This window comes from Corynebacterium urinipleomorphum, assembly GCF_900155535.1.
GTDB lineage: Bacteria > Actinomycetota > Actinomycetes > Mycobacteriales > Mycobacteriaceae > Corynebacterium > Corynebacterium urinipleomorphum.
Window position 1 is genome coordinate 623,661 of the sequence record NZ_LT706965.1, and the last position, 25,108, is coordinate 648,768.

General features: G+C 64.5%; 20 protein-coding genes. 13 read left to right on the forward strand and 7 right to left on the reverse strand.

The window, feature by feature from the left end:
• The first annotated feature begins 25 nt into the window (after positions 1 to 25).
• Positions 26 to 3,958, forward strand: a complete 3,933-nt coding sequence (gene hrpA, locus CZ338_RS10135) for an ATP-dependent RNA helicase HrpA (protein WP_087118073.1) — start codon at positions 26 to 28, stop codon at positions 3,956 to 3,958.
• Between the two features lie 126 nt (positions 3,959 to 4,084).
• Here hrpA and nrdR read toward each other — a convergent pair whose 3' ends face one another.
• Positions 4,085 to 4,549: a transcriptional regulator NrdR gene (nrdR, locus tag CZ338_RS10140; protein ID WP_087118074.1), complete on the reverse strand. Its 465-nt coding sequence runs from the start codon at positions 4,547 to 4,549 to the stop codon at positions 4,085 to 4,087.
• Positions 4,550 to 5,225: 676 nt separating this feature from the next.
• On the opposite strand from nrdR, the gene lexA reads away from it, so the two are divergent.
• The 5 genes from lexA to CZ338_RS10170 all read left to right on the forward strand — a co-directional run bounded on the left by lexA (position 5,226) and on the right by CZ338_RS10170 (position 10,498).
• The gene (gene lexA / locus CZ338_RS10150; RefSeq protein ID WP_087118076.1) at positions 5,226 to 5,900 is read left to right on the forward strand and encodes a transcriptional repressor LexA; all 675 of its coding nucleotides are present in this window, start codon (positions 5,226 to 5,228) and stop codon (positions 5,898 to 5,900) included.
• A 131-nt stretch (positions 5,901 to 6,031) separates the two neighbouring features.
• Positions 6,032 to 6,811 (forward strand): DeoR/GlpR family DNA-binding transcription regulator, encoded by a 780-nt coding sequence (locus tag CZ338_RS10155; protein ID WP_087118077.1) that lies wholly within the window; start codon positions 6,032 to 6,034, stop codon positions 6,809 to 6,811.
• A 225-nt stretch (positions 6,812 to 7,036) separates the two neighbouring features.
• Complete coding sequence (locus CZ338_RS10160) at positions 7,037 to 8,002, forward strand: 1-phosphofructokinase family hexose kinase (protein ID WP_087118078.1); 966 nt, start codon at positions 7,037 to 7,039, stop codon at positions 8,000 to 8,002.
• Positions 8,003 to 8,016: 14 nt separating this feature from the next.
• Complete coding sequence (locus tag CZ338_RS10165; RefSeq protein WP_087118079.1) at positions 8,017 to 10,158, forward strand: PTS fructose transporter subunit IIABC; 2,142 nt, start codon at positions 8,017 to 8,019, stop codon at positions 10,156 to 10,158.
• 70 nt (positions 10,159 to 10,228) lie between these two features.
• Complete coding sequence (locus CZ338_RS10170) at positions 10,229 to 10,498, forward strand: HPr family phosphocarrier protein (protein WP_087118080.1); 270 nt, start codon at positions 10,229 to 10,231, stop codon at positions 10,496 to 10,498.
• 63 nt (positions 10,499 to 10,561) lie between these two features.
• Here CZ338_RS10170 and CZ338_RS10175 read toward each other — a convergent pair whose 3' ends face one another.
• The 3 genes from CZ338_RS10175 to hflX form a co-directional block, all read right to left on the reverse strand.
• Positions 10,562 to 11,659 carry an HNH endonuclease signature motif containing protein gene (locus CZ338_RS10175; protein ID WP_087118081.1) on the reverse strand — a complete coding sequence of 366 codons (1,098 nt, stop codon included), beginning with the start codon at positions 11,657 to 11,659 and terminating at the stop codon, positions 10,562 to 10,564.
• Positions 11,660 to 11,787: 128 nt separating this feature from the next.
• Complete coding sequence (locus CZ338_RS10180) at positions 11,788 to 13,083, reverse strand: uracil-xanthine permease family protein (protein WP_087118257.1); 1,296 nt, start codon at positions 13,081 to 13,083, stop codon at positions 11,788 to 11,790.
• A gap of 57 nt (positions 13,084 to 13,140) precedes the next feature.
• Complete coding sequence (gene hflX / locus CZ338_RS10185) at positions 13,141 to 14,688, reverse strand: GTPase HflX (protein ID WP_087118082.1); 1,548 nt, start codon at positions 14,686 to 14,688, stop codon at positions 13,141 to 13,143.
• A 128-nt stretch (positions 14,689 to 14,816) separates the two neighbouring features.
• Here hflX and CZ338_RS10190 point away from each other — a divergent pair, with 128 nt between their 5' ends.
• The 6 genes from CZ338_RS10190 (at position 14,817) to CZ338_RS10215 (ending at position 20,935) form a co-directional block, all read left to right on the forward strand.
• A complete protein-coding gene (locus CZ338_RS10190) occupies positions 14,817 to 15,578 on the forward strand; it encodes a hypothetical protein (RefSeq protein WP_162287336.1) in 762 nt (253 codons plus the stop codon).
• A gap of 49 nt (positions 15,579 to 15,627) precedes the next feature.
• Positions 15,628 to 16,146 (forward strand): hypothetical protein, encoded by a 519-nt coding sequence (locus tag CZ338_RS10195; protein WP_087118084.1) that lies wholly within the window; start codon positions 15,628 to 15,630, stop codon positions 16,144 to 16,146.
• A gap of 66 nt (positions 16,147 to 16,212) precedes the next feature.
• Positions 16,213 to 17,820 carry an ABC transporter permease gene (locus CZ338_RS10200; protein ID WP_087118085.1) on the forward strand — a complete coding sequence of 536 codons (1,608 nt, stop codon included), beginning with the start codon at positions 16,213 to 16,215 and terminating at the stop codon, positions 17,818 to 17,820.
• A gap of 3 nt (positions 17,821 to 17,823) precedes the next feature.
• Positions 17,824 to 18,891, forward strand: coding sequence for an ABC transporter ATP-binding protein (locus CZ338_RS10205; RefSeq protein WP_087118086.1), 1,068 nt, complete (start codon positions 17,824 to 17,826; stop codon positions 18,889 to 18,891).
• Positions 18,888 to 19,949 (forward strand): ABC transporter substrate-binding protein, encoded by a 1,062-nt coding sequence (locus tag CZ338_RS10210; RefSeq protein WP_087118087.1) that lies wholly within the window; start codon positions 18,888 to 18,890, stop codon positions 19,947 to 19,949. Before CZ338_RS10205 ends, CZ338_RS10210 begins: the two co-directional genes overlap by 4 nt.
• A gap of 362 nt (positions 19,950 to 20,311) precedes the next feature.
• Positions 20,312 to 20,935, forward strand: coding sequence for a Rib/alpha-like domain-containing protein (locus tag CZ338_RS10215; RefSeq protein ID WP_204211919.1), 624 nt, complete (start codon positions 20,312 to 20,314; stop codon positions 20,933 to 20,935).
• Positions 20,936 to 21,092: 157 nt separating this feature from the next.
• Here the strand turns inward: CZ338_RS10215 and dapF are convergent, their stop codons facing one another.
• From dapF to CZ338_RS10230, 3 genes are read right to left on the reverse strand one after another with little or no spacing between them, the layout of a single operon-like run.
• Positions 21,093 to 22,070, reverse strand: a complete 978-nt coding sequence (gene dapF / locus CZ338_RS10220) for a diaminopimelate epimerase (RefSeq protein ID WP_235839532.1) — start codon at positions 22,068 to 22,070, stop codon at positions 21,093 to 21,095.
• Positions 22,067 to 22,987, reverse strand: a complete 921-nt coding sequence (miaA, locus tag CZ338_RS10225; RefSeq protein WP_087118089.1) for a tRNA (adenosine(37)-N6)-dimethylallyltransferase MiaA — start codon at positions 22,985 to 22,987, stop codon at positions 22,067 to 22,069. The genes dapF and miaA overlap by 4 nt, the downstream gene beginning before the upstream one ends.
• Positions 22,980 to 23,576, reverse strand: a complete 597-nt coding sequence (locus tag CZ338_RS10230; protein ID WP_087118259.1) for a hypothetical protein — start codon at positions 23,574 to 23,576, stop codon at positions 22,980 to 22,982. The genes miaA and CZ338_RS10230 overlap by 8 nt, the downstream gene beginning before the upstream one ends.
• A 193-nt stretch (positions 23,577 to 23,769) precedes the next feature.
• On the opposite strand from CZ338_RS10230, the gene CZ338_RS10235 reads away from it, so the two are divergent.
• Positions 23,770 to 25,107 (forward strand): DUF349 domain-containing protein, encoded by a 1,338-nt coding sequence (locus CZ338_RS10235; protein WP_087118260.1) that lies wholly within the window; start codon positions 23,770 to 23,772, stop codon positions 25,105 to 25,107.
• Position 25,108: the final 1 nt, after the last annotated feature.

Consider the following 25,108-nt stretch of genomic DNA (forward strand, 5'->3'; position numbering starts at 1 on the left):
GTGCGGGTACACTCGCGCGTTGACTATGACGAAACCTGAACTCACCCGCGACGAGCTCTACCGCCGACTCGACGAACTGCCCATCGCCAGCGTCCGGCGGTTCCAGCGCCGACTGAAAAAAGCGCGGTCCCCGCACGCGCTCGCGCAGATCAGCGCAGACATGGACGTGGACGCGGCGAAAGTCGCTGACGTGAACACGCACGTCCCAGACATCACGTACCCCGAGGGTCTGCCCGTTTCCGCGCGGCGCGACGACATCAAGGAACTCATCCGCGACAACCAAGTCGTCGTCATCGCGGGTGAAACCGGCTCGGGCAAGACGACGCAGATCCCGAAGATGCTGCTCGAACTCGGGCGCGGCCGCCGCGGTCTCATCGGGCACACCCAGCCGCGCCGCATCGCCGCGCGCACCGTCGCCGAGCGCATCGCCGACGAACTCGGCCAGGACATCGGCGAGACCGTCGGCTACGCCATTCGTTTCGACGACCGCGTCTCCCCCACCACCGCCGTCAAACTCATGACCGACGGTATTCTCCTCGCCGAAATGCAGCGCGACCGGTTCCTCAACGCATACGACACGATCATCATCGACGAGGCACACGAACGATCGCTCAACATCGACTTCCTGCTCGGCTACCTGAAGCGGCTGCTGCCGGCCCGGCCGGACCTCAAAGTCATCATCACCTCAGCGACGATCGATCCGGAGCGCTTCGCCGCGCACTTCGCCGATGCCTCCGGCGAGCCTGCGCCGATCATCGAGGTCTCCGGGCGCACGTACCCGGTGGAGATCCGCTACCGCCCGCTCGAGACCGAAGTGCCCGCGAAGGACGGGGGCACGAAAGTCGTCGACATTGACATGCTCGACGGGCTTGTCAGCGCCCTCAAGGAACTCATGGCCGAAGGCAACGGGGACATCCTCTGCTTCTTCGCCTCCGAGCGCGACATCCGCGACGCCATGGAGGTCATCGAGAAACAGCATTGGCGCGGTGTCGAAGTCACGCCCCTGTTCGGCCGCCTGTCCAACGCCGAGCAGCACCGCGTGTTCTCCCCACACTCCGGGCGGCGCATCGTGTTGGCGACGAATATCGCCGAGACTTCCCTGACCGTCCCCGGCATCCACTACGTCGTCGACACCGGGCTTGCCCGCATCTCCCGCTACTCCACCCGCACCAAAGTGCAGCGCCTGCCTATCGAGGAGATCTCCCAGGCCAGCGCCAACCAGCGTTCCGGCCGCTCCGGCCGCATCGCCGACGGCATCGCCATCCGCCTCTACTCCGAGGACAACTTCAACGCCCGCCCCGAATTCACCGACCCGGAAATTCTGCGCACCAACCTGGCCAGCGTCATCCTCCAGATGATCAACCTGCGGCTCGGCGACGTCGCCGACTTCCCCTTCGTGCAGCCGCCCGACACCAAATCCGTCCGCGACGGCCTGCTGCTCCTCCACGAGCTCGGTGCCATCACCGACAAAGAAGACCACGACGCGCCGGTGCTCACCGGCATCGGCCGCGACATCGCGCGCATCCCCGTCGACCCGCGCATGGCGCGCATGCTCGTCGAGGCCAACCGCCTCGGCGTGCTCCGCGACGTCACCGTCATCGTCGCCGCCATGACAATCCAGGACGTCCGCGAACGCCCCCTCGAGTACCAGGCACAGGCCGACCAAGCCCACGCGCGCTTCAAAGACAAGACCTCGGACTTCCTCGCCTCGCTGAACCTGTGGGAGTACATCAAAGACTCCCGCGACGAGCTGTCCGGCAACGCGTTCCGCAAACACATGAAGAAAGAGTTCCTCCACTACATGCGCATCCGCGAGTGGTTTGACCTCGTACGCCAGCTCCGCGACGCCGAAAAGCAGCTGGGGTGGAAGAATATTTCAGCGGAAGAGGCAGCCACCTCCGGGGAGTCAACGGACCGCGACCCCAGCGCCATCCACCAGTCGCTGCTCACGGGCCTGCTATCCAATATCGGCGCCCGCGACGGCAACTCCAAGGAGTTCAAGGGCGCCCGCGGCACCCGCTTCATGATCTTCCCGGGCTCCGCCCTGGCCAAGAAGCCGCCGGAATTCGTCATGGCAGCCGAACTCGTGGAAACATCCCGCCTGTGGGCGCGCGATGTCGCCGCGATCGATCCGTCTTGGGTGGAGAAGATCGCCCGCGACCTGCTCAAACACTCGTACTCCGAGCCCGTCTGGTCCCAAAAGCGCGCCGCGCCGATGGTGCACCAGAAATCCATGCTGTACGGCGTCACCGTTGTCGCCGACCGCCTCGTGCCGTACCACCGCGTCGATATGGAAGCAGCGCGCGACCTGTTCATCCGCCACGCGCTCATCGACGGCGAATGGAACGCCCACCACGCCTTCCTCAAACACAACGCCACACTCCTCGAAGAAGCAGCGGCCGTCGAGGAGAAGGTCCGCCGCCGCGGCATTGTCGTCGACGAGGACACGCTCTTCGAGTTCTACGACGAACGGGTCCCCGCCGACATCGGCACCGGCCGTCACTTCGACGCATGGTGGAAGAAGAAACGGCAGCACGACGCGTCCTTCCTCGACTTCGACCCCGAGGCATTGCTTAACGACGCCTCCGCCGACTCCTCCGAAGCCGCCTTCCCCGACAAATGGCGCCAGGGCTCCATCAATTACGACCTCCAATACAAGTTCGAGCCCGGCGACCCGTTCGACGGTGTGACAGTGCTTGTTCCCGTTCCGCTGCTCGCCGGGATGGAAGACGTGGACTTCGACTGGCTTGTTCCTGGTCTGCGCGAGGAATTGGTCACCGAGCTGATCCGCTCTCTGCCCAAGGCACTGCGCAAGACAGTCGTGCCCGCCCCCGAATTCGCGGAACGCGCCATGGGCAAACTCATCCCGTTCGAAGCACCCATCACCGAGCAACTCGCTGAGGTTCTCCGCTCGCTCGGCGGACACGGCATCAACGGGACCGATTTCCGCCCTGAAGTTCTCCCACCGCACCTGACAATGACCTTCGCAGCCGTCAACCGCCGCGGCAAAATCATCGACCACGACACGAGCCTGTCCGCGTTGAAGAACCGGCAGGCAGGTCACATCACGTCCTCAGTGGCTAAGGCCACGCGCAAAGCGGAATCCGATTCCGTCGCCGATTGGACCTCCGACACTCTCGGCGAGGTCCCAGAGACCGTCACCACTGAGATCGAAGGCAACCACGTCGATGCCTACCCGGCGCTCGAGGCCACCGCAGACGGCGTCCGTGTGAAGGTCTTCCCCACCAAGGCTGCAGCCGATGCCTCCATGATGACCGCCACCTTGGCCATGCTCATGCGTAAGATTTCTGTGAACACCGCCCAGATGACAAAGGGACTCCCACTGCGCCAGCGTGTCGCCGTGGACAAGTACCCTCATGGCGGTGCCGCAGGACTCGTCGAGGACGCGCGCGTCTCAGCGATCCGCGACCTGATGATGGCCAACGGCGGCCCCGTCCGCACACCCGGCGAGTTCGACGAACTGCTGAACACCATCAAACCCCAGGTCCCCGGGGCAGTGCGCCGAGCTGTGGTCGGCATTGCCGGTGGAGTGGTCGAATACGTCAACATTGCCGCGGAGTTGGATAACTGGTCGGGGCCGGCCATAGACGACATCCGGCAGCAAATGCAGTTCCTCCTCCCCAAGAACGCCATCACGATCCACGGTATGGAGAACCTCCAGCACCTGCCGCGCTACATGTCCGCGATCCGCATGCGCCTCGACGACATGAACCTTGACCCAGACCGTGACACCGACCGCCAGGCCGTCGTCGATGAGGTGAAGGCTTACCGTGATGCCAAACTCGGTCGCTTACCCGCAAGCCGTGCCAAGTCCCGCGCCGTGAAGGAGATCAATTGGCGTATCCAGGAGCTGCGTGTGAGTCTCTTCGCCCAACGGCTAGGTACGGTAAAGCCGGTGAGCCCCCGGCGCATCGAGAAGATGGTCGACAAACTGTGAGTCAATCGCCCCGGCACTGAACGCTGCGCCTAACACACAACCCAGGTCTCACTTCGACCGCGTGCCAGGGTGGCACACTCAGATGCAGGCTTCAGAGATAGCTTTATTGGAGTAGCTCGAGTCGAGCTAGAGTTCTTCCATCCCGCGGTCTTTGCGGCGCATGAGACGGATTTCGGATTCGAAGTCGTCGGCGCTTTCGAAAGACTTGTACACAGATGCGAAGCGAAGATACGCGACTTCGTCGAGCGCTCGAAGCGGCTCGAGGATAGCGAGGCCGATCTCATTCGAGGGGATCTGCGAGCTGCCGTGACTGCGAACAATCTCCTCGACCTCCTGGGCAAGGCGCTTCAACGCGTCATCGGACACATCGCGCCCCTGGCATGCGCGCCGCACGCCCACGATGAGTTTGTCCCTGTCGAATGGTTCGCTGACACCATTTCGCTTCACCACTGTGAGCACAGCTTTCTCCATGGTGGTGAACCGACCCCCACACTCCGTGCATTCACGTCGGCGCCTAATCGCCGCACCACCGTCGACAAGGCGGGAATCAGAAACTCGGGAGCTATCGTTCTGGCAAAAAGGGCAATGCACGAGAGTTCATGTTACCCCCACCTTCCCCCAATCCCGGATCTACTGAACTACCGCTGCCATGTGCTGGCTTGTCTCATGAGGAACGAAGCCAGCGTCACCGCCCGAGAACGCTCCTCCGAACGCTGAGCCGACGATCAAGGCAATCCCGAACAACGCACCCATGATCGTCGCGCCTCCCTTCTCGCGGCGAGATTCGAAAACCCCGTCAGACTCAGGACGACCATTAGACCCGCCGATATCCACTGACGCACACGTTCGATTTCGAGCGTCCAGCGTTCGAACATGGGCCGTTTCGTGAGCATTCATGCTCCGGCGCTCGAGGTCCCACACATCAGCAGGAATTACAGAGCGCGTCCGGGTGGTTTTTACCTCAGTGCTGTTTGTGCGAGCAAGAGAGATGGTCATGATTGTTTCCTTTCTGTAGTTCGGTGACGATTCTATGGACCGCGTGAACCACGGGCCGAGATTCGTTCGAGTGCATGTTCGATAGATTCTATGTTCGATTTATAGCAACACGCTGATTTTTTGTCCAGGCATACGCGCGAAATTTCGAACAGACTTGCCTATCCGTGGTAGACAAGACTCAAGGGAACCGAACGTCGAGCAGCGTCGTCGAAAAGAATGCGGGTCACCGCAACGCCGACGGAGAAGCATCATTGAGGAGAGGACGCAGCTAATGCCGAAGCGCGAAGACAAGAAGCCAGACCTGAAATCGTTGACCGAACGTCAACGGCGCATCCTCGAGGTCATTCAGGATGCCGTCGTACTTCGCGGGTATCCGCCCAGCATCCGAGAAATCGGCGACGCCGCAGGACTGCAATCGACATCGTCGGTCGCCTACCAGCTCAAAGAACTTGAGAAGAAGGGCTTCCTCCGCCGTGACCCCAACAAGCCACGTGCGGTGGACTTGCGCCACCTCCCCGAGACGGCGGGCCGCAAAACTAAGAAATCGGCGCCGACGCCCGATGACGCGGCTGCACCACGCTACATTCCCGTAGTCGGCCAGATCGCGGCTGGGAATCCGATCCTGGCAGAGGAAAACGTGTCCGAGTATTTCCCGTTGCCGGAGGAACTCGTCGGCGACGGCGACCTGTACCTTCTCCAGGTTGTCGGCGAATCCATGCGGGACGCGGGCATTCTCGACGGGGACTGGGTGGCCGTGCGTACCCAGCCCGTTGCGGAGGAAGGCCAATTCGTGGCGGCGCTGATTGACGGTGAGGCAACCGTCAAGGAGTTTCACAAAGACTCTTCCGGCGTGTGGCTGCTGCCCCACAACGACGCGTTTGCCCCCATTAAGGGCGACGACGCGGAAATCATGGGTCTTGTCGTGTCAGTATTCCGCAAGCTTTAACCTCCCCTTCTGGGGGTGAAACGGGCACACTCAAACCGGATCGGACCTGTTTTTCCGCATATAGGGTGAATAATGGGCACCAAGCGTTCATGCCCCGCGCGCGATTCTGTGGGGCCCGGAAGGAAGTGTCCATGTACGCCGAAGAACGGCGCCGTCAAATCGCGTCCCTCACTGCTGTCGAGGGGCGCGTCAATGTCACCGAACTCTCCGAAAAGTTCGACGTCACGGCTGAAACCATCCGCCGCGACCTCGCTGTTCTCGACCGGGAAGGCATCGTCCAGCGGGTTCACGGCGGTGCTGTTTCGAGCCAGTCCTACCTGACAACGGAACTACCCCTTGACACGCGCTCGCGCTCCGCCACAACGGCGAAAACCGCGATTGCGCAAGCCGCCCTGAAATATCTTCCGGACGAACACGGCTCAGTGTTCCTCGATTCCGGAACAACGATCAACGTTCTTGCAGGCCTACTCAAAGAGGAACCGAGCGCCTCGTCGTTGTCATTCGTGACCAATTCCCTCCCCATCGCCGTGGATCTTTCCAGCAGCGGCAACCTCAATGTCCAGCTTCTCGGCGGCACAGTGCGCACCATCACCCAAGCAGTCGTCGGCGACACCGCGTTGCGTACGCTCGCTCTTTTGCGTGCCGACGTCGCGTTCATCGGCACCAACGCCCTCACCGTCGACCATGGCCTGTCCACCGCTGACGCACAAGAAGCTGCTGTGAAATCGGCGATGGTCACTAACGCTCGACGAGTAGTGGTGCTGTGCGACTCCTCGAAGCTCGGTAGCGACTACCTGGTCAGTTTCGCATCCTTGGACAGCATCGACGTCGTCATCACCGACACCGAGGCACCTGCCTCATTCCTGGAGGAGTTGACGGAACTGGGCGTCGACGTCGTCCAAGCTCAGTAGCGATCCCTCGATTTTCCCCTGCTCATCGCTCCGGTGTTGTTCCGCCGCGTAGACGCGATATTCATCCGCTGCCCCCAGCTATTGCCGTCCTTGTGTCCCTCCTTGAGGTATCCCACTTAAACGGGCACAATCGGACATTAAGGGGTTATTCTCCCCACCCGGAGGGAGGCCCACCCCCCGTTCCGAATTGCCCCCGACCGATATGGGGCTGAAAGGGATTGCCTCGTGATCATTACGTTCACCGCCAACCCCAGCATCGACGCGACAATGAGTATTGACTCACTCGATGCTGGCGGTGTGCTCCGAGTTTCCGAAAGCCGCCGTGAACCGGGCGGCAAAGGCATCAACGTCTCCAACGCCGTTCTGAAAGCGGGCGAATCGACGCTGGCCATCGTTCCTGCCGCGGACACCGACCCGTTCATCGCTCTGGCCGCGGCAGCCGGTATCCCGCTGCAAACCGTGCCGGTTGAGGACGCGGTCCGGACCAACACGGCAGTGACTGAGACGAACGGCCGGACGACCAAGTTCAACGAACCCGGTGCGCGACTCACGGACTCGACGTTGAACGGGCTCCAGGAAGCGCTTGTCGACGCCGCGGCCTCGCCAGCAGCGCAGGCTGCCGTTCTCGCCGGCTCTCTGCCACCCGGCGCTCCAACCGATTGGTACGCGCAACTTATTCGCGCGCTCCGTGAGGCAGACAGGAATCTGCTCATCGCAGTCGACACCTCTGACGAACCGCTGCGCCAGCTGGGTAAGCGGTTGGAAGAGGGGGCACCGGACGTCGTCAAGCCGAATGCTTTTGAGCTCGGCCAACTGGCCGGCCTCGACGGCGCCGAGCTCGAACGGCAAGCCGACAACGGCAACCTCGACGCTGTCGTCGATGCCGCCAAGGAGCTCGTAGCCAAGGGAATCCGCGAGGTGCTGGTCACCCTCGGTGGTGCAGGCGCTTGCCTGGTCACTTCGGAAGGTGCGTGGCATGCCTCCACCCCGCCGGCACAGGTGAGCTCCACCGTCGGCGCAGGCGACAGCTCGCTCGCCGGCTACATCCTCGCGCGGCTCGACGGCGCTGACTACCCGGATGCTCTCCGCACCGCCGTCGCCTACGGCACAGCCGCAGCAGCGAAACCCGGAACGGGAATCCCCTCGCCAGAAGACATCGACCTCGCCCGCACCGAAGTGCGGGGCCTCTAACTGAAGGAAGAACCGTGTCATCATCCACCATCACACCGGATCTCGTCCGGCTCGACCCTGATTTCGGCGGTACGCCCGCCGAGGTGATTGGCAACCTGGCCGAGCTCGTCGCCAGCGCCGGGCGCACATCTGAACCACAAGTCCTTGCCGACGCCGCCGCGGCCCGCGAAGAAAAGGCGGGCACAGGCGTCAACGGCCAGGTGGCTATCCCCCACTGCCGCACGTCCGCGGTGAGCGAACCGACCCTCGCGTTCGCGCGTCTGTCTCGGCCCGTCGATTTCTCGGGTCCGGACGGCGACGCCCAGCTCGTGTTCCTCATCGCCGCGCCGGAAGGCGGAGGCAAAGAGCACCTGAAGATCCTGTCCAAGCTCGCCCGCGCTCTGGTCCGCGGCGACTTCCTGGACAAGCTGCGCAACGCCTCCGTGCCGGAAGATGTCGTCGCGGCCGTCGATGAAGTGCTCAACGCCGAGCCGAAAAAGAAGAAGGCTGCTACCAGCGAAACTGCTGAAACCGCGGCTGCCGGCTCGACCGTCGCTGCCACAACGGCCACCTCCGCGGTCAAGCAGCCCGCAAGCGCACCGAAGAAACGCATCGTCGCGGTCACCTCGTGCGCGACCGGCATCGCTCACACTTACATGGCGGCCGACGCACTCGAGCAAGCGGCGAACGCGCGCGACGATGTCGAATTGCGCATCGAACCCCAAGGATCCTCCGGTGGCGACCGCGTCGACCAGGCATTCATCGACTCGGCCGACGCCGTGATTTTCGCGCACGACGTTGCCGTTCATGATCGCGAGCGCTTCGCAGGCAAACCAGTCATCGACAGCCCCGTCAAGCGCGGCATCAACGAGCCGAACACGATGATCGACGAGGCCATCGCCGCAGCCGACAACCCGAACGCCCGCCGCGTTCCGGGCGGCGCCGCCGCGGCATCCTCCGGTTCCGGTGACGCCCAGGGCGACGTGAGCTGGCCGAAGCGTCTCCAGCAAGCCATCATGACGGGTGTTTCCTACATGGTCCCGTTCGTCGCCGCTGGCGGTCTACTGCTGGCGCTCGGCTTCCTTGTCGGCGGCTACGACGTGGCTAACGGCTGGCAGACAATTCCGCTCGATTTCTCGCCCGCGAACCTGCCGGGCCACGACGTGCTTATCGACGGCGAAACCGTCACCTTCGACCGCTCCGGCTGGGCCTTGTATATGGGCGCGGTCCTCTTCGCCATTGGACAGCTAGCCATGCAGTTCGTGGTGGCCGCGCTATCCGGCTACATCGGGTACGGCATCGCCGGCCGCCCCGGCATCGCCCCGGGCTTCGTCGGTGGCGCTATCTCCGTCATGGTCGGCGCCGGCTTCATCGGTGGCCTGGTCACCGGTCTGCTGGCGGGTGTCATCGCCTACTGGATCGGTTCGTGGAAGGTGCCGCGCTGGCTCGGTTCGCTCATGCCCGTGGTGATTATCCCGCTGCTGACATCCCTGATCGTCGGTCTGGTCATGTTCCTGCTGCTGGGTCGCCCGCTGGGCGCGGTCATGACCGGCCTGCAGAGCTGGCTGGAATCCATGAGCGGCTCCTCCGCGATCCTGCTGGGCGTGATCATCGGTCTGATGATGTGCTTCGACCTGGGTGGCCCGGTCAACAAGGCTGCCTACCTCTTCGGTACAGCCGGTCTGTCCGCTGGCACCGACGCCGCGTACGAAATCATGGCAGCCGTGATGATCGCAGGCATGGTCCCGCCGATCGCGCTGTCCATCGCAACGTTCCTCCGCTCCAAGCTGTTCACCCCCGCAGAGCAGGAGAACGGCAAGTCCGCGTGGCTGTTGGGCCTGTCCTTCGTCTCCGAGGGCGCGATCCCGTTCGCGGCTGCTGACCCGTTCCGAGTCATCCCCTCGATGATGCTTGGTGGCGCAGCTGCCGGCGCAACCTCGATGGCGCTGAGCGTGGGTGCAAAGGCACCTCACGGCGGCATCTTCGTGATCTTCGCCTACGAGCCGTGGTGGGGCATGTTCATCGCTCTCGCAGTCGGTGTGGTCGTTGCGACGATCGCCGTGATCGCCGCCAAGCAGCTCTGGCCGAACAAGACGATCGAAGAGGCAGCTCAGGACCACGCTGACGCTACCGCTGACAACCAGACGGATTCCTCTGCCGCACCGGCAACCGCGTAATCCGCAATATTCTCCTACGATGGGGTGAGTATCGCGCCCGTCGAAGCGCCAACAAGAAAGGACATTTCAGATGGCTTCCAAGACAGTCAAGGTCGGCTCCACCGTCGGCTTGCACGCCCGCCCCGCAACCGTGATCGCTGAGGCTGCCGGCGAGTACGACGAGGACATCATCCTCACCCTCGTCGGCGGCGACGAGGACGACGAGACCGATGCCGCTTCCTCCCTCATGATCATGGCCATGGGTGCCGAGCACGGTGACGAAGTCACCGTCACCTCTGACGATGCCGAGGCCGTTGAGAAGATCGCGGCTCTCATCGAGTCCAACCTCGACGACGAGTAAAACCCGCCGTCGACCTCCACTCCAGCCCATTTTCGGGCTGGAGTTTTTTCATGCCCCCGCTATCTACGGCGGCACGCTCTCAACCGCCCCGTCGCCGAAGAGACTGTGCACCGCCCCGAACCGGTGGTAGGAGTTCACCACCGTGTACCCGCGCGGCGACCGCCACACCGGTGTGCCCCGAACTCGCTCGATGCGCCCGCGTGCGGCTCGGCCGGGGTCGTCGTCATTGACCCTGTTGTGGTACCTGCATAGCGGAGCTAGGTTGTCCCAATTCGTTTCCCCGCCGTGCCGCCACGCGGTGATGTGGTGGATTTCGCAGGCATCCGCGCTGTGGCGGCACCCTGGCACGGGGCAGACCGGAGCGGAGACACGAGCGAGGTCCCGTTGCTTCGTGTTGGCCAGTCTCTCACCGCGGTAGAGGTTCACCGGGCCTTCCTGGGGGTGGACAGCGGCGAGCTCGAGTTCTGCGCCGGCACACTGCTGCAGGAATTCCGCGCCGGTCATAGTAGTGGCATCGGTGAGACCGAGGACGATGTCGTCGCCTTCGCCACGCAGGATTTTGGTCCACGCCGGCATGGGCACGAGCACCATGGGCCGGGGAGCCGCGAATGGCACCCCTGCTCCCCCGCCGCGCATGATCCGTAGAAAGTTCTCCAGCAGCTGCGGCGACACAGGCCGCGCCGTGTCCACACCCCGGAGCAGGACGTTCTCGAGATCGGCGATATCGCGTTCCTCGCCGGTGACGGTCATCGTGCGGCGGCCCTTCCGGGACTTGGAGAAGCGGACTTGCTTCCGCGGCGCGGTTTCTTCCTTCCGCACGGCATCATTTGCTTGTCGACGAACCGTCTCATATCCCCCTCCCACCCCCAGCAGCGCAAACCGCAGTTCCCATTTCTCGCGGGGATCCTTGACAGACTGCAGTTTTTTTTCGATGACCGCCAGCTGGTCGATGCTCATTCTCGATGCACGCGCCAGCCCGACTGCGCGGCGTTGCTGAGCGGTCCATTTCGTCGGTCCGAGGTAGGTCTCGTGGACCAACCCCCATTCGTTGACGTGATTCGGGCGAATACCCGCAGCGAGAGCAGCCTCGCGGTCGAATTCCGCGAGGGTGTCCAGCGCGTCGTCTGTTTGAGCGCTCAGGAAAGCGTCGAATCTGCTCATGCCTCGGAGACTAAACAGTTCACCGGCGAGGTCAACGGGATCCGTGCCATACCTGTGGATAGTTTTCAGTTATCCACAGTTCCACGAGTGCGCGGTTGCACGAACTGCGCAGGTATGAGATAGCGCGCTTAGCGCTCGCGGGACTGGGGCAGGAGTCGCCCCTCACCGAGATTCGCGTACGCCCACTGCATCAGCGGGTAGAGCACGATGATGCCGATGGAGCCGAGTGCGATGCCCTCGAGGGTGACGCTGCCGATCTCGAAGGTGAGGTTGCCGATACCCACGATCAGCGCCACCGCCGCCATAGTCAGGTTGACGGGATTGTTGAAGTCGACGTTGTTGTCCTGCCAGATGCGCACACCCAGCATGCCGATGAGGCCGTAGAGCACCAGGCACGCGCCTCCGAGAACGCCGGCCGGAATGGTGAAGATCAGAGCGCCGAACTTGGGGATGAACGCCAGCATGATCGCGAAGACCGCGGCAACCCAGTACGCGGCCGTGGAGTACACGCGGGTGGCAGCCATGACGCCGATATTCTCCGCGTAGGTGGTGGTGCCGGAGCCGCCGAAGGCACCCGCGAGAGTGGTGGCCACGCCGTCACCGATCAGCGCGGGACCGGCGAGGTCGTCGAGGTCGCGCTGCGTCATTTCGGCGACGGCCTTGACATGGCCGACGTTCTCGGCGATGAGCACGACCAGCACCGGCAGCGTGACCAGGATGGCGGACAGGTGGAACTCGGGTGCGTGGAAGGTGGGCAGGCCAATCCAGGGGGCGGCGGCGATGGTGGCACCGGCATCGTCCGCGAGGTTGCCCGTCAACGCAGCGAACACCCACCCGGTGACCACGCCGATGAGAATGGACAAGCGCGACGCCATGCCGCGCAGGCAGGCGGTGGCAATCAGAATCGCGGCCAGGGTGACCAGGCCGACAGCGGGCTGAGTCTGGGTGTTCGCCACAGCCGTCGGCGCGAGGTTCAGGCCGATCAGCGCCACAATCGCGCCGGTGACAGCCGGCGGCATGACGGCGTCGATGACGCGTTTGCCCGCCCACGTGACCAGCAGACCGACGCCGATCAGCGCCAGACCGGTGACGAGGATGCCGCCGAGCTGCGCGCCAATGCCGTGCTGCTGCGACGCGGTCAGCGGCGCAATGAACGCGAAGGAGGACCCGAGGTAACTGGGCAGCCGGTTACGCGTGAACAGGAGGAAGATGATGGTGCCCAACCCGGAGAACAGCAACGTGGTGTTCACGGGGAAGCCCGTCAGGGTGGGCACGAGGAGCGTGGCGCCGAACATGGCGATGACGTGCTGCATGCCGATGCCGATGGTCCGCGACCAGCTCAGCCGTTCCTCGGGGGCGACGACGGAACCGGGCAGAATGGTCTTGCCGTCCCCGTGGACGGCCCAGGAAGGAATGAAGCTCACAGGCTTCAAAATCTAGCACCTGGACCGCACACAACAGAACCGGGCTAAACCGCGGAACTACGACACCACGAAGTCGGAGTACTGGCGGGCGAGGACGCGGGGGAGGCGGACGTCGATAAGCGTGCCCTCTTCTTTGTATTCCTCGCTGCGCACGGTGCCTTCTTCGTGGAGGCGTGAGACGATGTCGCCGCGCGTGTACGGCACGAGCAGCGTGGCGTGCGCGTCGAGGGTGTTGAGGAACATCTCGATGCGGCCCTCGAGCTCGGCGATGCCCTCGCCCGTGCGCGCGGAAACGAACACGACGTCGCGGCCCGAATCCGCGAACGCGTGACGCAACTCCGCGAGCACCACCGGATCCGCCTGGTCGATCTTGTTCACCACGACGATCTCCGGCGGAATCTCCTCCCCCGTGTCCCGCGTGATCTCCGCGAGGACCTCGTTGACCGCTTTGATCTGCTTCAAGGGGAACGGGTCGGAGCCGTCGACAACGTGCAGCATGAGGTCCGCGCCCGCGACTTCCTCGAGGGTGGACTTGAAGGCCTCGACAAGTTGCGTGGGCAGGTGGCGCACAAAGCCGACCGTGTCCGTGAGCACGACGGAACGGCCGTCCGCGAGCTCCGCCTTGCGTGTCGACGGATCCAACGTCGCAAACAGCGCGTCCTCCACCAGTACACCCGCATCCGTCATGGCGTTGATCAACGACGATTTGCCGGCGTTGGTGTAGCCCGCAATGGCGATCTTCGGGATCGTGGAACGCTGCCGCTGGCTGCGCTTGATGTCGCGGGCTGTCTTCATGCCCGCCAGCTCGCGCCGCAACTTCGCCATCTCGGAGCGCAGACGGCGGCGGTCCGCCTCAATGCGTGTCTCACCCGGACCGCGCAGACCCACGCCGCCGTTGGACCCCGCACGGCCACCCGCCTGGCGCGACAGGTTGCCGCCCCAGCCACGGGTGCGCGTGTACAGGTACTCCATCTGCGCGAGACTGACCTGTGCCTTACCCTCCTTGGACTTCGCGTGCTGGGCGAAAATGTCCAAAATGAGCATGGTCCGGTCGATGACCTTGACTTTGAGCGCTTCCTCGAGCGCCACCATCTGGCCCGGCGAGAGCTCACCGTCGCACACCACGGTGTCAGCGCCGGTGGCGACCACGATGTCCTTCAGCTCACTCACCTTTCCCGAGCCGATGTACGTGCCCGGGTCCGGCTTGTCGCGCTTCTGGTACAGCATCTCCACCACGTCTGCGCCGGCGGTCTCGGCGAGGGCGGCGAGCTCGTTCATGTTCGCCTCGACCTCGGCCGTGGTCCCCTCGGTCCACATTCCGACGAGGATGACCTGCTCCAGACGCAGCTTGCGGTACTCGACCTCGTAGATGTCTTCCTGGTCTTCGGAGCGGATCTCCGTGTCGCGGATGACGCGGCGGAACGAGTTACGCTCGGCGAGGTCCAGCGAGCCGGTCGTGGGCGCACCTGCGATGTCGTCGTAGGAAAGGTCACGACCCGGGTCGACGGGCGTCGCGGCATGGTCGCGGAAAGCCTCGGCGAGAAGCTCGTCGTGGGATGTCTGCTCGCCGGAGGGCGCGGAGGAACGGGAGAAAGGTTTCGTCATTGAGTCCTTATTGTCGCATGTCTACTTATTCAGCCAGCAAATGGCGCACACCTACCCCAACCTCAGGCGGCAGCAGATTGTTCCCCGGCAGCACTCCGGCATTAGGATCGGGGCTTATGAGCGACACGATCACGACAGATCTCTCCAGCATCGGCATGGGCTATTCGCGGTGGCAGGATGCCGTCGAAGCTGCCATCGCCTCGAACCAGCTCGCGGTGACGGGCGAGGTCCGCGGCGGCCAGCTGATCCAGTTCGCGGACCCGTCGGGCGCGCAACTGAACATTCTGGCTGTCGAGCCGTTCGCCACATTCGCTGGCTTCGACTCCACGACGCGGACGTACGCGCACGTCACCATGCTCAACGATGTCGTGGGCCTGTGCGATGTCGTCGATCCGATGGGCAACGCGATCGCGTCCGTCACGGCAAACATCGCGCAAGGCCCCCTGCTTGTCGACGAATCCACCCTCCAGTGGCAAGAAATGGGCTTCACCGCCCTGGCCGTGTCCGTGCAGCACTACGGCAGCGTCGACGAGTTCCTGGGCGCCACCGGCGAGACCCTGGGCACGATCGTCTCCGAGGGCGCCGAGCGCGTGAATTCCGGCGCTGCCACTGCCCCGGATGCCGCCGCGAACTTCTCCGCCCGCGTCCTGGAGGCGGAGTACCGCACCAACACGTTGACCGGCGAGCGCTTCATCCACGTGTCCGTCGACGGTGCTTTCCCCTTCGACGTTGTGCTCCCCGCTGGCGCCGCCGGCGAAGAAGCAGCCCAGCTGCCGGAGCGCAATTCCGTCATCGCCGGCACCGCTGTGCTCGCCGGCCAGGTGGCCATGGCTGCCGGCTGCGGCTCAGGCGGCTGCGGTTCCGGCGGATGCGGCTGCGGCGGGCACTAGGCTCCGCGCATCCCCGGGGCACATGGCGAGGCGAACGTGAGACGTACTTATGGCCGGTAACAACCGCAATAGAGAAGCAGCGATCTGGCTCACCCTCGCCCTCGTCGTCGCCATTTTGCTCGGTTCGCGTCTCGGCTGGGCTGGTCTCGTCATCGGAGTGGTTCTCGCCGCCGTAGCGTTCGTGGGATACCTCCGCGGCACGACAGACCCGGAAGTCGAATCCCTCCGTGCGTCCCTCCGCATGGCGCGCGACGACATCGAGCAGGTTCTGGATGAATTCGCCGAACTTCAAGACGGCTCTTCCACCGACGCCATCGCGGGACGCACTCTGAATTATCCGGCGCTCATGGACGCTGACACCACCATCCCCGAAGTCCAAGACTTCCACTTGCGCGTGGGATCGGCGAAGAGGTTTCTCGTCCGCGTGGACCAGCATTTGGTGGACCGCGACTTGGACCGCCATGCCCTCGAACGTCTTCTCGCGGTCGCCGATCAGCGGGCCTCCGACTTGGAAACGGCGTGGACTGACGCCCGCCGTGCCGCCAGAAAGAACGGCCCGAACCCCTAAGCGAGCCGCATGACGTCTCCCCGCGATTGCTCCCGCTAGCTGCCTGCGATGCGGTATTTTTAAGCAATGCCCTCGCTTTTCCGGTCCGGCATGTGGCTCATCGCCGCCGGCCTTTTCATCGCGCCACTGTACTTGGTGGTGGGCCTCGCGCTGGGCGGCAACCAGATCCCGGTACTCATCGAGCAGGGTCTCGGCCGCGCGGCGTGGAACTCTTTCTACTCCACGTTGGTGTCCTCCATTTTCGCCGTCATCGTGGGCACACTCGGCGCCGTGGTTGTGGAACGCACCACGATCAAGGGACCCCACATCGCCCGTTTCCTCCTGCTCTCCCCGTTGCTCGTGCCGCCGTTCGTCGGAGCGATTGCCTGGGTTCAGCTCTTCGGCCGCAACCAAGGATTCAACGCGTTGTTCGGCCACCCCATCTGGAACATCTACGGCGCGGACGGCGTGATCTTCCTGCTCACCTTGCACGCCTACCCGATCGTGTACGTGATCATGGCGGCAGCGCTGCGCAAGATCCCCCGTGACCTCGAGCTGGCTGCTCGCCTCTCCGGCGCGAACACGTGGACCACGCTGCGTACTGTCACCCTGCCGCTTGTCCGGCCCGCCCTGCTGAGTGCTTTCACACTGACGTTCGTGTCTAACTTGGGCGACTTCGGCATTCCCGCGCTCATCGGTTCCCCAGCACGCTTTGAAACGTTGGCCACCATGGTCTACCGCTTCGTCGAATCCGGGACAGTGCCCAACCCGCTGCAGGTGGTCTCCACCATCGGCGTGGTGTTGCTGATCATGGGCATCATCGCTGTGGTGGCCGATTACCTCGTGGCCAACCGTGCTGCAACGTCCGGCACTAACGCCAGTGCGCCCCTGCGGTTCGACCTCGGCCGCGCAACCTGGCCGTTGACTATGTGCACGTGGGCAGCTGGCCTCGCAGTCACCCTCCTGCCCATTGGCGGGCTCATCTACCGCGCTCTCCTTCCCGCGCCGGGCGTACCGCTGACGTGGGACACCATGACGTTCCGCCACTTCGCCAATACGGTGCAGAACCCCCGCGTGGTGGACGGCTTCCTCAACTCCCTCCTTCTTTCCGTGACAGCGGCCGTGATCTGTGGTCTCCTCGGATGGCTCATCGGCATCCTGGTCACCCGCACCCGCAGCATGGACAACACGCTGCTCACACTGGTCACGCTTCTGCCGTCCGCGCTGCCCGGCCTCATTGTCGGCGTAGGCTGGCTCATCATCGGCCGGTACACCGGCACCTACAACACCCGCTGGATCATCCTGCTGGCATACCTGTGCGCCTACACCGCGACTGTTCTTCAAGCTGTCCGCGCTCCGCTCAAGGGGACGCCCATCGCGATGGAAGAGGCTGCCCGGATCTCCGGCGCCGGCAAGCTACGCGCGATCTTCGACACGTCGGGCGCGATGGCCGTGCCCGCCGCTGTCTCCGGCGCCGTCCTCGTCGCTGTGACCGCGATCCGCGAGCTCACCGTCTCCGTCCTGCTCATCGCGCCCGGCACCACCACCCTCGGTGTGCAGCTGTTCAACCTGCAGCAGGCCGGCAACTACAACCAGGCGTCCGCGCTGGCGTTCATGTTCACCGCCACCGGGCTCATCGTCCTCATTCTCGCCAGCGCCGGGCTGTCACGCGGCACGGCAGCCGCTAGGAGGTAAGTCATGGAAGACATCCGATTTGAAAACGTGTCCGTGGTGTTCCCCGGTGGAACCCAGGGCCTTAGTGACGTCACCCTCGATGTCGCGGCAGGCGAATTCCTCGCGCTGGTCGGCCCCTCCGGCTCCGGCAAGACCACGCTGTTGCGTTCCCTCGCTGGTTTTGTCGAGCCGACCACCGGAAATGTGTACGTGGGCGGCCGCGACATGACCGGCATCCCGCCGGAGGACCGGCACATGGGAATGGTGTTCCAGCAGCACGCCGTGTGGCCGCACATGACGGTCGCGGAGAACGTCGCTTACCCGTTGACGCGGGCGGGCGTCGACAAGCACGAACGCGCACGACGGGTCGGCGAGGCCCTTGCCCTCGTCGGTCTCGACGGCCTCCAGGACCGCAAGCCCGATGCCCTGTCCGGCGGCCAGCGTCAGCGTGTCTCCCTCGCGCGCGCCGTCGTGGGCGAGCCGCGCGTCTTGCTTCTCGACGAAGCCCTCTCCGCCCTCGACGAACCCCTCCGTGACGTGCTGCGCCGCGAACTTGTCGCACTCACACGCACACGCGGCTTGACCACTCTGCACGTCACTCACGACCGGCAGGAAGCGCTGGCGATGGCTGACCGCATCGCTGTCCTCGACCACGGTGAGCTGCAGCAGGTGGCCTCCCCCGATGAGCTCTATTCTTCCCCCGCCTCCGCGTGGGTGGCCCAATTCTTCTCGGACGCGACAGTTCTCACCGCACGCCGCGACGGCTTCGAGTATGTTTCCGCCGACCCCTCCATGACCTTCCACCGCTCCAATTTGGTGACCGCCGACGGCACCGCCGCGCGGGACCTCGGCGAGGAGATCGACATCGCCGTGCTCCCCTCCGCCGTCCGCATCGTGGACGCCTCCGATCCCTCCGCCGCGCGCGGCACCGTCGAGTCATCGCTGTTCGAACTTGACGGCCACTCCGTCACCGTCGACGTGGACGGCACGACCTTCCGCGCCAAGGTCAGGGGCCGCCGCCCCCGCATCGGCGACACTGTCGGCGTGCGCACCGAGCGTGTCCTCGCCTACCCGAAAGAATCCCGCCCATGACACGTCCGTCCACACAACACTGCCGCGGCGCACGCGCCCGAATCACCGCCACTATCGTTGCGACATCCCTTCTCGCCCTGACCAGCTGCGCCGAACCGCCCGCGGAAGGCGAGCGCTCAGCGAACAACAAGAACGGTGTCACCACCATCACGCTCTACACCTCCGAACCCGAGGCGAAAGCCGACATTGCCATCCGGGAGTTCGAGCAGCTCAACCCTGATGTGAAGGTGAAGATGTACCGCGCCGGCACCGGCGAGCTAGTCGCCCGCATCGCCTCGGAGAAAGCCACCGGAAACATCGAGGGCGACGTCCTCTGGTGCGCCGACGCCCCCACGTTCGAGGTGTACAAGCAGGAGGGCGACCTCGCTGAACTGACCAACATCGACCTCACCGCGATCCTCCCCGCGGCTATCGACGACGACGGCTACTACGTAGGCACCCGCATGATGCCCACCATCATTGCGTACAACACCCAGCGCATACCCGAAAGCGACGCCCCGAAGTCCTGGGCCGACCTCACCGACCCCAAGCACAAGGGTGAGATCGTGCTCGGCGACCCAGCCGTCTCCGGCGCCACCGCCTTCAACGCCGCCGTCTGGCTCCAAGACCCCAACCTCGGTGAGGACTGGGTGACCAAACTCGGCGCAAACCGTCCCATGATCGCCCAATCCGCCGGCCCCGTCGCCGAAGAAGTCGCCGCCGGCGGCCACCCCATCGGCATTGTCACCGACTACCGGGTGCGCGACCTCGCCGACGAAGGCTCCCCTATCAAAGCCATCTACCCCACCGACGGCGCCCCCTACATCACCCAGCCCGCCGCCGTCTTCGCCTCATCTCCTAGCCAAAGCGCCGCCCAACGATTCGTGGCTTACCTCGTCTCCCGCCAAGGCCAAACCACCGCAGCCGACCTCAACTACCTCCCCGTCCGCACCGACGTGGACAGCCCCCACGGCGCCCCCACCCTCGACGACATCAAGCTCCTCGAGGCCGATCTCAGCAACATCACTCAAGAGAAGAAGGATGCCGTCGCCTTTTTCCAGAAGGCGATACGGAAGTAAATTGAGGCTGTATTTTAAATTTTCCAACATGAATATTATAAATTCTTATGGTTTTTAAGTGACACAGGTGGCGACATTGAGTTAAACAAAAGAAACTCACGATGAACTACAGATGAATACTTGGGTCCGCCTACATAAAGTGCAGTTCACCTTAACCGAGTGATCCCCTGGAGTTTCTGTTAAACCCATTCGCGACGGATTGAAGTGACATCAACTCCAATCTAAGGTTCATCCCCTTCGTAGACAGGTTTCGTGCACGTGCGCAAACATTCTCCGATCCGCTATGCCATCGCGGGTCTAACTGCTCTCAGTCTGGTGGCTGCCTCAGTCTCGCCAATCCCTGGTGCCAATCCGTTGACCAGGTGGAGGTTGTAATTCCGGTTAAGGACGACTCGGATTCCTACACCCCGACGCCCAAGCCGGCCGACCAACTCACACCGATCAAGGTCAACGACACACCGGACCCGAAGGACTACATCAACCTTCCCGCCGACGTCCCCGCTGACGCCAAGGTCACCTTCAAAGACCGCGTCGACACCTCCGCCGAAGGCGACAAGGACGCCACCGTCGTGGTGACCTACCCCGACGGCACCACCGACGAAATCGAAGTCAAGGTCCCGGTCGAAAGGAAGCCGGCCGTTCCGAACCCGGGCACGAGCACAGGCTCCAGCTGGAAGGACCTGAGCGAGAAGTGCCGCGGCTCCATCATCGGCACCAGCGTGCTGGGCGGTCTCGGGTTGTTGCTGGGCCTGATCTCCCAAATCCGCATCCCGGCGATCGAGAACGCGAACACCGAGATCCAGAAGCGTCTGGGAATCTTCAACCCGCAGGCCGCAGGTCGCGCGCAGGAGTTCAACCAGACTCTGCCGCTCATCGGCGGTGCACTGGGTACGCTCGTCGCACTGATCGCCATCGGCACCACCGCCGGCCTGTGCGCACCGGATGCAAAGAACAGCAGTGAAGGCAGGTCCGGCAGCTCTGACTAATCACTTAGAGCGGACAAGTTCTTGTCGCTGAAAGGAGGGCTCGGCTTCGGCCGGGCCTTCCTTGGGTTTTGCTTGTCTCATGTGGCTTCGTGGTGTTTTTCGCCGTGCGTCGCTGGTCGCGTGGTTTACGTGTTTGCTTCTGTTTCCGGTTGCTTCGCTAGCGCAGGGCGTTCAGGTTGACTTCACCGCGGGCCACGATGACGGAGGGGCCGGTCATGGTGGCCTCGTTGTCGGTGATGGTGATGGTGAGCGCGCCGCCGGGGACGCGGACGGTGACGGTGCCGTTTTCAATACCGGCGTCCGCGAGCGCGGCGCGGGCGGCGGCGACGGTGCCGGTGCCGCAGGAACGGGTCTCTCCCACTCCGCGTTCCCATACGCGCATGTGCACGGTGTCGTCGGTCATCTCGGTGAGAACTTCCACGTTGACGCCGTGGGGGAAGAAGTCGTGGTCGAAAGCCGGCTGGGTGAAGTCCATTGCGGCGAGCTCGCTAGGAGTCAGTCCCGGAATGACCGCCGCGAGGTGCGGATTGCCCATATCCACCCCGAGCCCAGCGAAATCGAACTCCCCCATGCGCGCTGTTGATACCCCGGTGACCTCAACGGGACCCATGCCTACTTGGACCACTGCGCGGGACGGTCCGTGCGGGCTGTCGCCCTCCAACTCGTGGAGCACGATGTGCTTGACCCCGGCGCGGGTGTCCACATCGAATTCGCGTTCCGTCTCAAGCCCCTGCGATGCCAGGACGTGGGCAAAGACGCGAATGCCGTTGCCGCACATCTCGGCGATGGAGCCGTCCGCGTTGCGGTAGTCCATGAACCAGCGGGCGGCGCCGGCACCCTGTGCACCGTCGGCGCTTGAATCAGCGCCTGCAGCCTCAGCGCTTACCGCGTCAGCGTTGTCACCGGCAGCGTCTGCACGGCCCGCGTCTGCGCGCACAACGCGCAGGAACCCGTCGCCGCCGATGCCGGCGCGGCGGTCGCAGAGGGCTGCCACGAGGTCGTCGGTGAGGACGCCGAGGGATTCGAGCTGATCGTCGACGTCGATAAGCACGACGAAGTCGTTCTCCGTGCCGTGCGCCTTGATGAACGGCAGGGAGGACAGGTGCGGTTCGGTCTCGTTGCTGTTGGTGCTCACGCGAGCGAGTCTAGCGCGGCGCGCAGGAGCTGATCCGGGGACTGATCCGCGTCGATCCACGTGATGCGCTTGTCCCGGTTGAACCAGGAACGTTGACGGCGGACGTACCGGCGCGTTCCGGTGATGGTGGATTCCACTGCGTCGTCGAGGGAGATGCGTCCACCCAAGTAGTCGAGCACCTGGGCGTACCCGATGGCGCGGCCAGCGGTGGAGTCCGCGACGAGACCATGCCCGATCAAAGTCTCCACCTCGTCGACGAAGCCTCGCTCGAACATGAGATGCGTGCGCTTCTCTATGCGCGGGTTCAGCCAGTCCGCGTTCGTGCGCAACCCGAGGATCCGTGTGCCCCAGCGAGGCGGGGCATCCTTCGGTGGCTGCGACGCCTGGAACGGCTGCCCGGTCAGCTCGATCACCTCGAGGGCGCGGACGGTGCGGCGCGGGTCATTGTCCTCGATGATGGCAGCCGCCTGAGGGTCGACATCCGCCAATTCCGCGTGGAGCGCCTGCACACCGATCTGGGAGAGCCGTTGTTCGTACTTGTCGCGGACGGAGGGGTCGGTGGGAGGGAACTGCCAGTCGTCGATGAGCGACTGCACGTACATCATTGACCCGCCGACGAGGATGGGGACCTTGCCGCGCGCGGCGATGCGCGTCACCGCCTCCACCGCGAGCTTTTGGTACTCCGCCACCGATGCCGTGCGCGTGACGTCCCAGATGTCCAGCAGATGGTGCGGGATGCCGCCGCGTTCTGCCAGCGGGAGCTTCGCTGTGCCGATGTCCATGCCGCGGTAAAGCTGCATCGAGTCGACGTTGACCACTTCCCCGCCGAGCTCGCGAGCGAGTGCGATCCCTAGGTCCGACTTGCCGGACGCCGTCGGGCCGACGACCGCGATGGGGGTGACAGGCAGATCAGGCATGATCCACCTGCCATACTGCGACAAACCTCCCGACGCCCAGAGACGCGTCCTGCGCGACAAGTTCGCATCTCGACGGGCGCAATGACGCCAGCTCATGCCAGAGCTCAGGTTCGACGACGCCGTGCTCTTCGAGACTGCCCGGCAGATCGCCGCGACCCGCCAGGAAATCCGCCATCTGCTCGTGCGCGCGGTTCGCGCCGTCGATGAGCGCCAGCGGCGCGCGGGGCGTCAGGCCCGCTGAACCGTCAAGGACGACGACGGTGAGCGCGTCCGGGTCGAGAGGGGCGAGCGCCACACGTGACGCTTCGACACCCGCCTCAGCGTCCCCCAGGCAGTACCTCGCGACGAGCTCCGCCAGGAAATTCCCGCCGCCGACGGTCACCTGCGGTGCACCCCACGCCGCGAACGAGCCGGTGAGCTCCGTGCGCCACCGCGCGTCCCGCGAGCCGACAATGTGGATCGGGCGGGCATCCTGCGCAACCAGGTCGCGGACCGCGCACACCATGGCATGCCCGGGGGTGTCCTGCGGCGCGAGCTCCGCGACGAGCGCCGGGGAGCCCGGAACGACGATCACATTGAACTGGTTCACGCCCACCACCCTATCCAGACCGCGCCGGGGCACCGCACACGCCTCCAAGGGCTGACAACTCTGCGCGCGGGCCGGTAAAGTTTCAAAGCATCACGGCAGCCGTGTCGCGCGGCACACATATGAAAGGACGTTCACCATGACGCAGCCCACCGACGGTCAGAAGCCCACCACCCCGGTCCCCTCGCCGGGTTCGATGCCTACGCGCGCGCCCAAGCCGGGGCCGCGTCCGGGGGCTCGTCCGGCCCAGCCGGGTGCTGCGTCCACTCTGTCGCCGGTTCCTGCGGCAGCTGCCGCGTCTGTGGCTCCCGCGGACACTTCCGAGGCGAAGAAGTTCGGCCGCGTCGACGAGGACGGCACCGTCTACGTCACCCGCGGCGGCACCGAGCGCGCTGTCGGTTCCTGGCAGGCCGGCACCCCGGAGGAGGGCCTCGAGCACTTCGCCCAGCGTTTTGGCGACCTGTCCACCGAGGTGGGGCTGCTGGAGAACCGCCTCGCGGCACGCCCGGAGGACGCTAACTCTGTACGCACGCAGGCGCAGCAGCTGATCGACTCGCTGGATGAGCAGGCCGTCGTCGGTGACCTGGATGCGCTGGAGGCCCGCCTGAAGGAGCTGCTCAACAACGCCGACGCCGCCGGCGAGAAGGCCAAGGAAGCGAAAGAGGCCCGCCGCGCCGAGGCCATCCAGCGCAAAGAAGCCCTCGCAGCGGAGGCTGAGGACCTGGCGGAGAACTCCACCGAATGGAAGGCCGCCGGCGACCGCATCCGCGCGATCCTGGACGAGTGGAAGACCATCCGCGGCATCGACCGCAAGACCGACGACGCGTTGTGGAAGCGCTACTCAAAGGCGCGTGACTCCTTCAACCGCCGCCGCGGTGCCCACTTCGCGGAGCTCGACCGCGGCCGCGCCGCCGCGAAGGCAGCCAAGGAAGACATCATCGAGCGTGCGGAGAAGATCAAGGATTCCACGGATTGGAACGACACCGCCCGCGCGTTCCGTGACTTGATGAGCGAGTGGAAGGCCGCCGGCCGCGCGCCGCGCGACGTGGACGACAAGCTGTGGGAACGTTTCCGCGCAGCCCAGGAACACTTCTTCGCTGCACGTAACGCGGTCAACGACGAGCGCGACCGGGAGTTCGAGGCCAACGCCAAGGCGAAGGACGATCTCATCGCGGAGTACAGCCCGCTGATCGATCCGGAGAAGGGACTCGGCGCCGCGAAGTCCAAGCTGCGCGAGCTGCAGGAGAAGTGGGAGGAGATCGGTTACGTCCCGCGCGGCAAGATCCGCGAGTACGAGGACAAGATCGGCGAGATCGAGCAGCGGGTCTCGGACGCCGAGGAGAAGCAGTGGCGCAAGTCGAACCCGGTTCAGCAGGACAAGGCGAACCAGTTCCAGGTGAAGGCCGACGATTTCCGCGCCAAGGCTGAGGCAGCCGAGGCGAAAGGCGACGCGGCGAAGGCTGCGGAGCTGCGCGCACAGGCTGAGCAGTGGCAGGAGTTCGCCGACGTCGCGGCGAAGGCGCTCGACGACTAGT